This is a genomic window from Massilia sp. 9I (assembly GCF_902506415.1).
Taxonomy (GTDB): Bacteria; Pseudomonadota; Gammaproteobacteria; order Burkholderiales; family Burkholderiaceae_D; genus Telluria.
This window is the reverse complement of record NZ_LR733275.1, coordinates 4,252,492-4,266,006: the sequence shown is the minus strand read 5'-3', so window position 1 is coordinate 4,266,006 and position 13,515 is coordinate 4,252,492. Positions and strand designations below refer to the sequence as shown.

Here is a 13,515-nt window from a genome sequence, read left to right as displayed (position 1 = left end):
ACCATGAAACTCATCATCCTCGACCGGGATGGGGTCATCAACCACGACTCGCCGGACTTCATCAAGTCGCCGGCGGAGTGGATTCCCATTCCCGGCTCGCTGGAAGCGATCGCCCGCCTGAACCAGGCGGGCTACCGGGTCGTGATCGCCTCGAACCAGTCGGGCATCGCGCGCGAACTGTTCGACATCACGACCCTGAACGCGATCCACCAGAAACTGCACGCCAGCGCCCAGCTGGTGGGCGCCGACATCGACGCCATCTTCTTCTGCCCGCATGCGGCGGTCGATAACTGCGACTGCCGCAAGCCGAAGGCCGGCATGTTCGAAGAGATCAGCAAGCGCTTCAAGCTGAGCCTGAAAGGCGTGCCGACTGTCGGCGACTCGCTGCGCGACCTGCAGGCCGGTTTCAAGATGGGCTGCGTGCCCTACCTGGTCCTGACCGGCAAGGGTGAAAAGACGCAGCAGACCGGCGGCCTGCCGCCCGGGACCCAGGTGTTCCCCGACCTCGCGTCGATGGTGAACTCCTTCCTCAAGACCGCGGCACAGCGGCCTGAGTAGACAAGACGACCTTCCAAAACCAGCATATTGTCCGGAGCCCCTTTGCGTAACTTGATCCCGTTCCTGCGTTCCCTGCTCTTCACGATCATCATGATCGTCTCCACCGTGGTGTGGGCCTGCGTGTGCTTCCTGGCCGCGCCCCTGCCCTACAACAAGCGCTTCTGGGTGACCTCGCGCTGGAACGTCTTCATCATCTGGTGTGCCAAGGTGATCTGCGGGATCCGCTACGAATTCAAGGGCTACGAGAACCTGCCCGACGCACCGGCCGTCGTGCTGTCCAAGCACCAGTCGGCGTGGGAGACCATCTTCCTGCTGCCGAACCTCACGCGCCCGCTGGTCTTCGTCTTCAAGAAGGAAATCCTCTACATCCCCTTCTTTGGCTGGGCGATGGGCCTGCTGCGCATGATCCCGATCGACCGCAAGCAGGGCAAGAATGCATTCGCGCACGTGGTCCGTCACGGCAAGCGCCGCCTGGCGGACGGCCAGTGGATTATCATGTTCCCGGAAGGTACCCGCATCCCTGTTGGCCAAAAAGGCAAGTACAAGAGCGGCGGTACACGCCTGGCTGTCGAAACCCAAACGGTGGTCGTCCCGATCGCGCATAATTCAGGTGAGTGCTGGCCGAAGAATTCCTTCATCAAGCGTCCCGGCTTGGTGACGGTCTCGATCGGAAAACCGATTTCGCCAGAAAACCACACCCCCGACAGCATGATGCAAGAGGTCGAAAATTGGATAGAATCCGAAATGCGCGTTATCTCGCCCCACGTCTACAGAGGTGGCTGAGCGACGTCAGCGCCCAGATCAGGAATTCGAAACCGCAGCACGACATGAGCACCTCCAAGATCGACGGGCACCAGCTGGAACTGTTCGCACAGGACTTCTTCGCTGCGCTCAGGCCTTCGGATAAACCGGCGCCGCCCTCGCAACCCCTCTTCAAGGCGCCGCCTCCGGCGCCCCGCAACCTCTTGCCGTCCCCGCCCGTGGCCGCTGGAGAACCGCCACTCAAGCGCATCGTCCTCGGGGCGCACCACGTCGACTACGCCCTGCGCCGCTCCTCGCGCCGCTCGATCGGCTTCATGATCGACGACGACGGCCTGCGCGTGACCGCGCCGCGCCGCTGCACCCAGGTCGACATCGACAACGCGATCCGCGCCAAGCAGCGCTGGATCCTGACCAAGCTGCTGGAGCGCGGCGAGCGCCGCGCCAGGCACCAGGAACGTCCGCCGGTCGAATGGAAGGACGGTGCCCGCCTGCCCTACCTGGGCGGCGAGATCACCTTGCGCCTGGAAGAAGCCGCGCGCAGTCACTGCCAGTTCGACGCCGTGGGCGGCGAACTCTGGATCGGCGTGGTGCCCGGCTTGTCGGAATGGCAGCTCAAGGAGCGCGTCAAGCTGTGGTTCCAGGCCGAGGCCAGGAAGCTGTTCAAGGAACGCCTGGATTTGTTCGCGCCGCAGCTCAACGTGAGCTACCGCGAGTTCTCGCTGTCGTCGGCAGGCACGCGCTGGGGTTCGTGCACGATCGAAGGGAATATCCGCCTGAACTGGCGGCTGATCCACTATCCGGCCTCATTGGTGGACTACGTCGTGGTTCACGAGCTGGCGCATCTGCGCGAGATGAACCACAGCCCGGCCTTCTGGGCGACGGTGGCTGAGGTGTATCCGGATTACGACGGGGCGCGGCTGGGGCTCAAGAAGCGGTCGCACGAGATGCCGGTGCTGTTCGCAGACTGATTAGCGCGTGGGCGTAATTCCGGGCGTTGCCCGAAATGAGCCCGCCCACCCTACAAGAGCGAGTCCCGGCGTGCAGCCGCCAACTCTTTCATCGCCTCCATCTGCGCCTCCGACAGCGCCCGATACGGAATCGGCAGCGTCCCACGCTTCAATATCATCATGAACCCGCGCGAGTAGGTGCGCACGCCGATCACGTCTTCCCACCCGATCAGGGTAACGCCGCCGCTGGTGCGCACGATGCCGTGCTGGTCGATGGTGAACTCGTAGGTGCGCCTTCCGCGCCCGAGCGCGATGAAATGGAGCGCCGCGCCCAGGGTGCTTTTCAGGCGAAGGTAGAGGCTGGTAGGGAAACGGATGCGCCGGCGGCGGATCAGGAAGCCGCCATGCTCCCACATGAAGCTGGTGTACTCGCCCAGCGAATAGCGGACGAAGAAATGCAGTTCGGATAAAGGAATGGGAGGCGCAGCGGCTGGCGCCGGTGCGACCGCCGGTCCATCACTCACAGGCACGTGCAGCACTTTGTCGTCGTCCTGCTCTTGCACCAGCACGGCGACGGGTTTATTGCTGTTGACCGGCCTCGGGTGATTAAACGACAACATAGCGCATCCCCTGGTTATTATCCGAGCTCGAACCGCCAATGGTAGCAAAACCTACCCGATTAGTTGTCGCAAGAGTTCAACAGTGCGCAGGGTCGCGCCGCGGTGCCGGCCCGCGAAGGCGAGCGCGTGGCGACCCATGTTGGCGCGCGCGGCCTCGTCGTCGAGCAGGCGCAGGGCGGCCGCGATGAGCGCGTCGGCGTCATGCACGCGCAGCGCGCCACCATCCGCCACCGCTTCATCGGTCGCCTGGGCGAAGTTGAAGGTGTGTTCGCCCACCAGCACCGGTTTGCCGAGCGCGCAGGCCTCGATCAGGTTCTGGCCGCCCAGCGGCATCAGGCTGCCGCCGATGAAGGCGCAGTCGCAGGCGGCGTAATAGGCGAACATCTCGCCCATCGAATCGCCCAGCAGCACGTCGGCCTTCCCGATGCCGTTCTCGAGACGCGAGCGGCGCAGCACGGCCAGGCCGCGCGCCGCCACCATCTTCTCGACCTCATCGAAACGCTGCGGATGGCGCGGCACGATCGCCAGCAGTGCTTGGCGCGGTTTGTCCGCCACGCGCTGCCAGGCATCCAGGATCAGCGCTTCCTCGCCCTCGCGCGTGCTCGCACACAGGAACACGGGACGGTCCTTGCACTGCGCGCGCAGCCAGGCGCCCTTCTCCAACGCCGCCTGCGGCGGCACCACGTCGAACTTGATGCTGCCGGTGACCGCCACCTGCGGGGCGCCGAGCGAGCGGATACGCTCGGCGTCGGCATCGGTCTGCGCAGCGACCAGCGTGATCGCCTGGGCGGCGTCCATCATCAGGGCGCCCATCTTCTGGCCGCGCCGCAGCGAGCGCTCCGACAGGCGCGCATTCACCAGGGCCACCGGCACGCCGGCGCTCTTGCAACTGTGGACCAGGTTCGGCCACACCTCGGTCTCCATCAGGATGCATACGCGCGGATTGAAACGGCGCAGGAAGCGGCCGACCATGAAGCCGGTGTCGTAAGGCAGATAGGACTGGACCACGCGCTCGCCGTGGTGGCCGAACAGCGACTTGCCGGTGGCGCGCCCGGTCGGCGTCATGTGGGTCAGCAGGATGCGCGACTTGGGCCAGGCGGCGAGCAGCGCCTCGACCAGCGGTTCGCTGGCGCGGGTCTCGCCGACCGAGACGGCGTGCACCCACAGGGTCAGGCGGTTTGAGGCCGGGACGTCGGGAAAGCCCAGGCGCTCGGCCCAGTGCATGCGGTAGCCGGGCTCCTTGCGCCCGCGCCACCAGAGACGCCCGAACACGAGCGGCAGCGCCAGCCACCAGGCCAGCGAGTACAGGACACGACTCAAGGTTTCACCTTCACCGCGCCTCCAGCAGGCGGCGTGCCGCCGCGATGACTTCCGAAGCGGATGGCGGGGCCCCCAGGTCGCCCAGGTTGACGATGCGATCGGACCAGTTGCCCTCGGTCTTCCACTTCGGCGAATCGCAGTAGATTTCGACCGTCGGGCGCACGAAGGCGGCCGCGATGTGGGTCAGGCCGGTATCGACGCCGACGGCGAGGCGCGCGTGCTGGGCCAGCGCCACCGCATCCATCATCGACAGCTTCGGCAGCACGCGGGCGTTCGGCAGGCCGGCCGCCATCGCTTCGGCCTCCTGCTGCTCCTGCGGCGAACCCCAGGGCAGCAGCACCGGCATCGGCGCCAGCGCCTGGCCGAGGGCAATCCAGTTCTCGCGCGGCCAGCGCTTGGCGTCGCGCGCGGTCCCGTGGAAGAACACGGCGTAGTCCTCCGCCGGCAGGAAGCCTGGGCGCGCGGCCGCCTGCGGCGCCGGCAGGCCGAAATCGGGCGCGACGTCGACCTTGTAGCCGAGCGCCGCTCCCGCCACCATGCGGCCGCGCGCCACCGCATGGGTGCGCGGGCTCAGGGGAATGCTGTGGGTATGGAAGATGCGCGAGATGCCTTCGTAGCCCGAGCCTTCGCTGCCGTTGGCCAGGCCCACCTTGCGCCCGCCGCGCACCGTGCGCGCGGCGCCCATGATGATGCCGGTCTTGAGCAGGCCCTGGGTGTCGAACACGACATCGTATTCTTCCTCGCGCAGGGTACGGAAGAAGGCCTTGATCTCGGCCCGCGTGTCGGCCTTGCCCAGGCTCTTGCGCCAGCGGCGCAAGCCCCACGGGATGATTTTGCGGACGTGCGGGTTCAGGCGCACCAGGCTGGTATAGCCCTCTTCCACCACCCAGTCGATGGTGGCGCCGGGATGGTGGCGCAGGAGGTCGGCCACCATCGGCAGGTTGTGCAGCACGTCGCCCAGCGACGACACGCGCACCAGCAGGATCTTCAAGTGCTTTTCCCGGGAATCAGAACGGCAGCTCGGCGTCCGGCTTGGCAGCCAGGATCACCTTCTTGAATTCGCCCTGGATGCGCGCCAGCGCTTCCGGGTTCTCGCCCTCGAATCGCAGCACCACCACCGGGGTCGTGTTCGAAGAACGCGCCAGGCCGAAGCCGTCCGGGTATTCCACGCGCAGGCCGTCGATCGGGTTGATCTTTTCCGAGGTCGGGAAGGTGGCGTTGGCGCGCAGGCTGTCGATCAGGGCGAAGTTCTCGCCTTCCTTCAGGTGCAGGTGCAGTTCCGGGGTGCTGCTGGCGATCGGCAGGCTGTTGAGCAGGGCCGATGGATCCTGCTCCTTGGTCAGGATTTCCAGCATGCGGGCGCCGGCGTACAGGCCGTCGTCGAAGCCGTACCAGCGGTCCTTGAAGAAGATGTGGCCGCTCATCTCGCCGCCCAGCGGCGAACCGGTTTCCTTCAGCTTGGCCTTGACCAGCGAGTGGCCGGTCTTCCACATCAGCGGCTTGCCGCCGTGCTTTTCGATCCAGGGAGCGAGGTGGCGGGTGCATTTGACGTCGTAGAGGATCTCGGCGCCCGGGTTGCGCGACAGGACGTCGCCGGCGAACAGCATCATCTGGCGGTCCGGGAAGATGATCTGGCCATCCTTGGTGACGATGCCGAGGCGGTCGCCGTCGCCGTCGAAGGCCAGGCCGATCTCGGCGTCGGTGTCCTGCAGCGCCTTGATCAGATCCTGCAGGTTTTCCGGGTGCGCCGGATCCGGGTGGTGGTTCGGGAAGTGGCCGTCCACTTCGCAGAACAGTTCGACCACCTCGCAGCCCATGCCGCGGAACAGGTCGGGAGCAAATGCGCCGGCCACGCCGTTGCCGCAGTCGACCGCGATCTTGATCGGGCGCGCGATCTTGACGTCGCCAATGATGCGCTCGAGGTAGGCGCTGCGGATGTCGTGGGTGCCATAGGCGCCGCGCTGCTCGGCGACCTTGCCGTCATAGCTTGCGATGCTGTCGTGCAGGGCCAGGATGGCGTCGCCGTAGATCGCCTCGCCTGCCATCACCATCTTGAAGCCGTTGTAGTCCGGCGGGTTGTGGCTGCCGGTGACCATGATGCCCGAACGGGTGTCGAGCACGTTGGTGCCGAAATAGACCATCGGGGTGGCGACCATGCCCAGGTCGATCACGTCGACGCCGGCGTCGCGCAGGCCTTCGGCCAGCGCCGCGGTCAGGCCGGGACCCGACAGGCGGCCGTCGCGGCCGATCACGACCTTGCGCTCTCCCTTCGCCAGCGCAGCGGCGCCAAAGGCGCGGCCGATGTGGCGTGCAATGCCTTCGTCCAGCGTCTTGTCGATGACGCCGCGAATGTCATAAGCCTTGAAGATCGTTTTGGAGAGAGCAACCATGATGTCCTTGGAAAAGCGGAGGCGCGGCGTGCAGGAGCAGCCGTGGGACGCGGGCACTTGGTGCGCGGCGTCGGCGCCGAATTAGCGGGATGACAACTTAAGGGAATGACAAATGCGAGTATTGTAGCGGCAAGCGGCGTCCTTGGGGAATCGGACGGGCCGCTTGCGCGGGCACGGCAGGGCCGGAATTTACCGGCCGTGAGAAAGGCTCAAACGCGCAGCTTGTCGAGCGACTTGCCGCCTTCGACCCATTCCTTGACCCATTTCGGCTGGCGGCCACGGCCGGTCCACTGCTGCGAAGCATTGTCCGGATGGCGATAACGCACTGCCACCGAATTACCCTTGGTCGAGTTGCCGCGGCCAGCGGTAGCCAGCAGGTCCTTGAGGGGCAGGCCGACGCCCTGCGCGATCGCCAGAATCTGTTCGCGCGCCTTTTGCACTTCTTGCGCTTCGCGCTTCTTCATCTCCTGCTTGATTTGTTCCTGCAGGTTGCGCAAATCGCCTACGGACATATTAGACAGATCCATCTTGATTCCCTCGTAAGTAAAGGTTAAAACAGCACGGCGAGATACTCACCAAATCTCGCAGCATATTAACACCAATATTTTAATTCCGCTTTTTCTTGTGCAGGAAAAGCCAACGGGGCGACTTAAATCGAACGATACGCGCATATAACCAGAGGTAACTGATTATAAACAACAAGCTGAAGAAAATGAGCACGCCGGTGTTTTTCCAGAACACGGTCGCCGGAATGACCGCCATCAAGGAAAACAGCCATAAATATGGTGACGTGCGCGCGTTCCGTTTCATCAGTGCGCGCGCTTCGCGTGGCCCCACCGTCCATTGCACGATGCGGCGGAATATCAAACTGTGCAGATGAATTCCATCCGGCAGCGCCGGCGATTTACCGCGCACGAACATGCGGCGGTATGCGGAGAATATCGTTTCGAATGCGGGATAAAGCAGCAGCAGCGCGGCGTACCAGGTGGACACGCCGGGATTGCGCATCACCAGCAGCAGCGCCAGTTCGCCCAGCATGAAGCCGATGAAGTAGGCGCCGCCGTCGCCGAGGAAAATCAGGCCCACCGGATAATTCCAGATCAGGAAACCGGCAGTTGCGCCGGCGACGATCAGCGCCGTCACCAGCACGAACATATCGCCCACCTGCAGCGCGACATAAGCCAGCGACAGCAGCATGCAAATGCTGACCATGCTGGCGAGCCCATTGAATCCGTCGATGATATTCACGGCATTCGCAATACCGGCGACAGCGAGCACGGTCAGCGGCAGCACCACCCAGTTCAATTGCAGCGGCAGCACGCCCCATGGCAGATCGAGGCGCACCAGTTTTGCGCCGAGCAGGTAATACGCGAATAAGGCCGCGAGCATCGTGAGCAGCAGGCGGCGCGCTGGTGAAACGTGGCCCGTGTAGTCTTCGACGATACCGCCCGCCATCGCAATGCAGGCGCATCCGAGCAAAGGTCCGAGCCAGGGTCCGAGCGATGGTTCGCGCCATGCCGAAATGGCGGCGGTGATTAAGACCGCGAGATAGATCGGCACGCCGCCGATACGCGCGACCGGATGCGTGTGGAACTTCTGGACGCCGCCATAATCCATGTCGAGCGCCGTACCATTGCGCTTCGCATACTTAATCACTAGCAGAGTCAGCAGCGCACAGGATACGAAACTGACGAAAAAGGAGAACATTTATTATTCTTTCGGTGCACACTGTGAGTCTTTTTCCGCAGTCGACTCCGCAGAAAAAATGACGGCACTCTTATCGTTGGAATGGTGGCCCATTGTACCGGATTAAGCGAGCGGATCAGGAGCGAAATGCGATTCTGCACCGGGCCTTCAACTGGATCAAATTCGCGCTGCATCGATTGGCGTATCGCGCGCAGTTTCGCGCGCGCGGGCGGCGTCTAATATGTCCGCGTCGCTGCGTCCCTGCGCGAAATCATTTAGTATCCGCAAATGCCCGCGGCATCCCGCACCACCGAACCAGATAAGAACAACATGAGAACTTACGCCATCGGCGACCTGCAGGGCTGCGCCCACGAAGCCCAACTCCTGATCGAACGCATCATCGAAGACGCGCATGGCCACGGCCCCGCCGAACCGCGCATCCTTTTTGTGGGCGACCTGATCAACCGCGGTCCCGATTCCTTGACCGCGCTGCGCCGCATGAAGGCGCTGTCCGAAGCGCATCCCGGCCGCGTCGAAGCGCTGCTCGGCAACCACGACCTGCACCTGATCGCGGTGGCGGTCGGTGCGCAGCGCGCCAGCCGTTCCGATACGCTGGAGGACATCCTCGCCGCGCCCGACCGCGATGAGCTGATCGCCTGGCTGCGCCAGCGCCCGCTGGCGATGTTCGTCGACGCCCACCTGCTGGTGCACGCCGGCGTCGCGCCGCAGTGGGATGCGCAGCAGACGATGGCACTGGCGCACGAAGTGGAAAGCACGCTGCGCGGCGACGGCTGGATCGATTTTCTCAGCCAGATGTACGGCAACGAGCCGAACCAGTGGGACGACAGCTTGAGCGGCATCGCGCGCCTGCGCTGCATCGTCAACGCGCTCACCCGCATGCGCCTCTGTGCGCCGGACGGCAGCATGGATTTCCTGCACAAGGAAAGCGAGCGCGGTCCGGAGGGTTCCGGCCTGGTGCCGTGGTTCGACCTGCCGCAGCGGCGTACCAGCGACGTCACCGTGGTGTTCGGCCACTGGTCGGCGCTGGGCCTGGTGCTGCGACCGAATCTCGTGGGACTCGACAGCGGCTGCGTGTGGGGAGGGAAGCTGACGGCGGTGTGCCTGGACGACCGCTCGCTGCTGCAGGTCGATTGTCCCGAGTACCGGGAACACAGCGGGAAAAAGTGAAACGGGCGGCGACGCCGCCCGTCCGTGGATTTATCGCTTGAGCTGGGACAGGTCGCGCACCGCGCCGCGGTCCGCCGACGTGGTCAGCGCCGCGTAGGCCTGCAGCGCCTGCGACACGTAGCGCTCACGTCCCACCGGCTGCCACGCGTCCGCGCCGCGCTCTTCCATCTTCGCGCGGCGGTGCGCCAGTTCCTCGAAACTGACGCGCAGGTTGATGGTGCGCGCCGGGATATCGATGTCGATGATGTCGCCCTCTTCCACCAGCCCGATCGCGCCGCCTTCGGCCGCTTCCGGCGAGGCATGGCCGATCACCAGGCCCGATGAGCCGCCCGAGAAGCGCCCGTCGGTGAACAGCGCGCAGGCCTTGCCCAGCCCCTTGGACTTGATGTACGAGGTCGGGTACAGCATTTCCTGCATGCCAGGACCGCCCTTGGGGCCTTCGTAGCGGATGATGACGACGTCGCCTGCGTGCACGGTGTCGCCCAGGATGCCTTCCACCGCCGCGTCCTGGCTTTCGAACACGCGCGCCTTGCCGGAGAACTTCAGGATGCTCTCGTCAACACCGGCCGTCTTCACGATGCAGCCCTTCTCGGCGATGTTCCCGTACAGGACCGCCAGGCCGCCGTCCTGCGAGTAGGCGTGCGCGCGGTCGCGGATGCAGCCATTGCTGCGATCCAGGTCGTTGGTGTCAAAACGCTCGGACTGCGAGAAGGCGACCTGGGTCGGCACGCCGCCCGGCGCGGCGCGGAACAGCTGGTGCACGCTTGGATCGTCGCTGCGCTTGATGTCGTATTTTTCGATCGCCTCACCCATCGTGGCGCTGTGCACGGTGGGGAGCGAGGTGTCCAGCAGCCCGGCGCGCGCCAGTTCGCCCAGGATGGACACGATACCGCCGGCGCGGTGCACGTCCTCGATGTGGTACTTGTCGGTCATCGGCGCCACCTTGCACAGGCAGGGCACCTTGCGCGAGATGCGGTCGATGTCGGCCATGGTGAAGTCCACCCCCGCCTCGTGCGCCGCCGCCAGCAGGTGCAGCACGGTGTTGGTCGAGCCGCCCATCGAGACGTCCAGCGCCATTGCGTTTTCCCAGGCGGCCTTGGTGGCGATCGAGCGCGGCAGCACCGAATAATCGTCCTGTTCGTAGTGGCGCTTGGCGACTTCCACGATCAGGCGGCCGGCGCGCAGGAACAGTTCCTTGCGGTCGGCGTGGGTAGCGACGATGGTGCCGTTGCCGGGCAGCGACAGGCCCAGGGCCTCGGTCAGGCAGTTCATCGAGTTCGCGGTGAACATGCCCGAGCAGGAGCCGCAGGTCGGGCAGGCCGAGCGCTCGATCTCCGCCACGTCGGCGTCCGACACGCTGCTGTCGCCGGCCTTGATCATGGCGTCCACCAGGTCCAGCTTGATGATCTTGCGGTCGTTGTTGACCACCTTGACCACCTTGCCGGCCTCCATCGGGCCGCCGGAGACGAACACCACCGGGATATTCAGGCGCATCGCGGCCATCAGCATGCCCGGCGTGATCTTGTCGCAGTTCGAGATGCAGACCATGGCGTCGGCACAGTGGGCGTTCACCATGTACTCGACCGAGTCGGCGATCAGATCGCGCGAAGGCAGCGAGTACAGCATGCCGCCGTGGCCCATGGCGATGCCGTCGTCGACCGCGATGGTATTGAATTCCTTGGCCACGCCACCGCTTGCCTCGATCTCGCGTGCGACCAGCTGGCCCAGGTCCTTCAGGTGCACGTGGCCGGGGACGAACTGGGTGAAGGAGTTCACCACGGCGATGATCGGTTTCTCGAAGTCGCCGTCCTTCATCCCGGTGGCGCGCCACAGGGCGCGGGCGCCGGCCATGTTGCGGCCCTGGGTGGTGGTGCGGGAACGGTAGGTGGGCATATTGGTCTCCTCTGGACGGCACGAAGCAAAGCACCAGCGTGCCGCCTCTGCTGTGAGTTGTCCAATATATGATTTATTGCTCTGTGATACGTTTTACATATCAGAGCGCAGCGCGGCCGCCACGGCGTCCTGCGCCGCCTGCGCCAGCTCGCGGCGGTGTGCGCCGGCGGCATCGATCGGCGCCAGGCATTGCAGGCGAGCGGCCACGGGCGGCCCTTGCAGGATCGTGAACAGACTGTCCACGAAGGTGGTCTCGCCGACGTAGTCGACCGACGGGTGGAAGGCGCCGGCCGCGTCGACGTAGGACAGCGCATAGGGCTGCACCGCCACCCTGGCGTCGACGGCGGCCTCGAACAGGTTGGCGTGGAAGGGCAGCACCTGGCCTTGCTGGGCGGTGGTCCCTTCCGGGAACAGGGCGACGCGCTGCCCCTCCTGCAATACCGTGACCAGGCCCTTGAAGATGTGGCGCAGCTCGCGCCGGTTGCCGCGCGCAATGAAGACGGTGCCGGCGGCGGCCGCCAGCCAGCCCAGCACCGGCCAGGAGCGGATCTCGGCCTTGGCCACGAAACGGCAAGGGTGCAGCGCGTTGATGACGAAGATGTCGAGCCAGGAGACGTGATTGGCGACGATCAGCGCATGCTCGAGCACGGGGGCGCCGGACGTCTGCTCGACGCTAACGCGGCACAGCCCGAGGAGTTTACGCGACCAGCGCCGCGTCAGGCGCTCGCGCGTGCGAAGCGAGACGAGCGGGAAAGCCAGCGCGCTCGTCGCCAGGCCCGCCACCAGGTGGACCACGACGCGCGCCAGGCGCAGAGCTAGCCGGATCTTCACGACAGGCGAACGACGAGCGGCCCGCCCTGCTTAACGCTGGAAGGCCACGCGGCCGCGCACGACCGTGGCGCGCACCTGCCCGGCCAGCTCGTAGCCGAGGAAAGGCGTGTGCTTGCCCTGGCTGGCCAGTGCCTTGCGCTCGACCTTCCAGCGCGCGTCCGGATCGAACAGCACCACGTCCGCCGCGGCGCCGACCGACAGCGTACCGGCCGGCAGGCCGGCGATGCGCGCCGCCTCGACCGTGACCTTGGCCAGCGCCTGCGACAGCGCTTCACTGCTCTTCTGCTCTTCCGCCCATTTCAGGCTCAGGGCCAGCAGCAGCTCCAGGCCGGTCGAGCCCGGGGTCGCCTCGGCGAAGGGCAGCAGCTTCTCGTCGTCGTCGACCGGGGTGTGGTCGGAACAGACCGCGTCCACGGTGCCGTCCAGCAGCGCATTGCGGATCGCGTCGCGGTCGCGCTGGCTGCGCAGCGGCGGGTTGAAGCGCGCATTCGGGTCGAAGAAGCCGATATCCGCGTCGGTCATGTGCAGGTGGTGCACGCCGACGTCGCAGCTGACCGCCAGGCCTTCCTTCTTGGCCGCGGCCACCAAGGCCAGGCCGGCTGCGGAGGACATGCGGCACAGGTGCACGCGGGCGCCGGTGGCGCGCATCAGCTCGAAGATGGTGTGCAGGGCGATGGTCTCGGACATCACCGGCACGCCCGACAGCCCCAGGCGCGAGGCCAGCGGGCCGCTATGGGCCACGCCGCCGCGGCCGATGTGGGCGTCCTGCGGACGCAGCCAGACGGTGTAGCCGAAGGTCTTCGCGTACTGCATGGCGCGCAGCAGCACGGTGGTGTCGAGCACCGGTTCCTCGGCCTGCGAGAAGCCGATGCAGCCGGCCTCCGTGAGCTCGGCCATCTCGGTCAGCGCCTGGCCCTTCAGGCCCATGGTCAGCGCGCCCAGCGGGTGCACATTGGCCTGGTCCAGGATGCGCGCGCGGTGCTTGAGCATCTCCACCAGGCCCGGCTCGTCCAGCACGGGATCGGTGTCCGGCGGGCACACCAGGGTGGTCACGCCGCCCTGCATTGCCGCCTTCATCTCCGATTCGAGCGTCGCCTTGTATTCGTAGCCCGGCTCGCGCAGGCGCGCGGACAGGTCGACCAGGCCGGGGGCGACTACCAGGCCGCTCGCATCGATGGTCTGGTCGGCGCTGAAGCCGTCAGGGGCAGTGCCGAGGGCGGCAATCACGCCGTCGGCAATGAACAGGTCCTGGGTGGCGTCGATGCCGTTCGCCGGGTCGATCACTCGCCCGTTCTTGATATGAAGTTTCATCCGTGCGAT

At 65.6% G+C, this 13,515-nt stretch carries 13 protein-coding genes; 4 read left to right on the top strand and 9 right to left on the bottom strand.

Features of this window, described 5'->3' with window-relative positions; all coding sequences use genetic code 11:
* Positions 1 to 3 precede the first annotated feature (3 nt).
* The 3 genes from gmhB to GV068_RS19055 all read left to right on the top strand — a co-directional run bounded on the left by gmhB (position 4) and on the right by GV068_RS19055 (position 2,288).
* A complete protein-coding gene (gene gmhB, locus GV068_RS19065; protein WP_159701454.1) occupies positions 4 to 558 on the top strand; it encodes a D-glycero-beta-D-manno-heptose 1,7-bisphosphate 7-phosphatase in 555 nt (184 codons plus the stop codon).
* A gap of 90 nt (positions 559 to 648) precedes the next feature.
* Entirely contained in the window at positions 649 to 1,341 is a 693-nt protein-coding gene (locus GV068_RS19060; RefSeq protein ID WP_201303400.1) for a lysophospholipid acyltransferase family protein, read from the top strand.
* Positions 1,342 to 1,385: 44 nt separating this feature from the next.
* Positions 1,386 to 2,288, top strand: a complete 903-nt coding sequence (locus tag GV068_RS19055) for a M48 family metallopeptidase (protein WP_159701448.1) — start codon at positions 1,386 to 1,388, stop codon at positions 2,286 to 2,288.
* Positions 2,289 to 2,338: 50 nt separating this feature from the next.
* Here the strand turns inward: GV068_RS19055 and GV068_RS19050 are convergent, their stop codons facing one another.
* From GV068_RS19050 to GV068_RS19025, 6 genes are all read right to left on the bottom strand, one after another.
* Entirely contained in the window at positions 2,339 to 2,887 is a 549-nt protein-coding gene (locus GV068_RS19050; RefSeq protein ID WP_159701445.1) for a YcxB family protein, read from the bottom strand.
* A gap of 51 nt (positions 2,888 to 2,938) precedes the next feature.
* Entirely contained in the window at positions 2,939 to 4,207 is a 1,269-nt protein-coding gene (gene waaA, locus GV068_RS19045; RefSeq protein WP_201303315.1) for a lipid IV(A) 3-deoxy-D-manno-octulosonic acid transferase, read from the bottom strand.
* A 10-nt stretch (positions 4,208 to 4,217) separates the two neighbouring features.
* Positions 4,218 to 5,198 carry a lipopolysaccharide heptosyltransferase I gene (gene waaC / locus GV068_RS19040; protein WP_159701442.1) on the bottom strand — a complete coding sequence of 327 codons (981 nt, stop codon included), beginning with the start codon at positions 5,196 to 5,198 and terminating at the stop codon, positions 4,218 to 4,220.
* A 16-nt stretch (positions 5,199 to 5,214) separates the two neighbouring features.
* Positions 5,215 to 6,597 (bottom strand): phosphomannomutase/phosphoglucomutase, encoded by a 1,383-nt coding sequence (locus GV068_RS19035; RefSeq protein WP_159701439.1) that lies wholly within the window; start codon positions 6,595 to 6,597, stop codon positions 5,215 to 5,217.
* Positions 6,598 to 6,806: 209 nt separating this feature from the next.
* Positions 6,807 to 7,124 (bottom strand): H-NS family nucleoid-associated regulatory protein, encoded by a 318-nt coding sequence (locus GV068_RS19030; RefSeq protein ID WP_159701436.1) that lies wholly within the window; start codon positions 7,122 to 7,124, stop codon positions 6,807 to 6,809.
* A 79-nt stretch (positions 7,125 to 7,203) separates the two neighbouring features.
* Entirely contained in the window at positions 7,204 to 8,304 is a 1,101-nt protein-coding gene (locus tag GV068_RS19025) for a glycosyltransferase family 4 protein (protein ID WP_159701433.1), read from the bottom strand.
* 309 nt (positions 8,305 to 8,613) lie between these two features.
* Between GV068_RS19025 and GV068_RS19020 the strand changes: the two genes are divergently transcribed.
* Positions 8,614 to 9,471 (top strand): symmetrical bis(5'-nucleosyl)-tetraphosphatase, encoded by an 858-nt coding sequence (locus tag GV068_RS19020; protein WP_159701430.1) that lies wholly within the window; start codon positions 8,614 to 8,616, stop codon positions 9,469 to 9,471.
* A gap of 30 nt (positions 9,472 to 9,501) precedes the next feature.
* Here GV068_RS19020 and ilvD read toward each other — a convergent pair whose 3' ends face one another.
* The 3 genes from ilvD to GV068_RS19005 form a co-directional block, all read right to left on the bottom strand.
* The gene (gene ilvD, locus GV068_RS19015) at positions 9,502 to 11,364 is read right to left on the bottom strand and encodes a dihydroxy-acid dehydratase (RefSeq protein WP_159701427.1); all 1,863 of its coding nucleotides are present in this window, start codon (positions 11,362 to 11,364) and stop codon (positions 9,502 to 9,504) included.
* 93 nt (positions 11,365 to 11,457) lie between these two features.
* Positions 11,458 to 12,195, bottom strand: a complete 738-nt coding sequence (locus tag GV068_RS19010) for a lysophospholipid acyltransferase family protein (protein ID WP_159701424.1) — start codon at positions 12,193 to 12,195, stop codon at positions 11,458 to 11,460.
* 30 nt (positions 12,196 to 12,225) lie between these two features.
* Positions 12,226 to 13,506: a dihydroorotase gene (locus GV068_RS19005; protein WP_159701421.1), complete on the bottom strand. Its 1,281-nt coding sequence runs from the start codon at positions 13,504 to 13,506 to the stop codon at positions 12,226 to 12,228.
* Between the last annotated feature and the right edge of the window lie 9 nt (positions 13,507 to 13,515).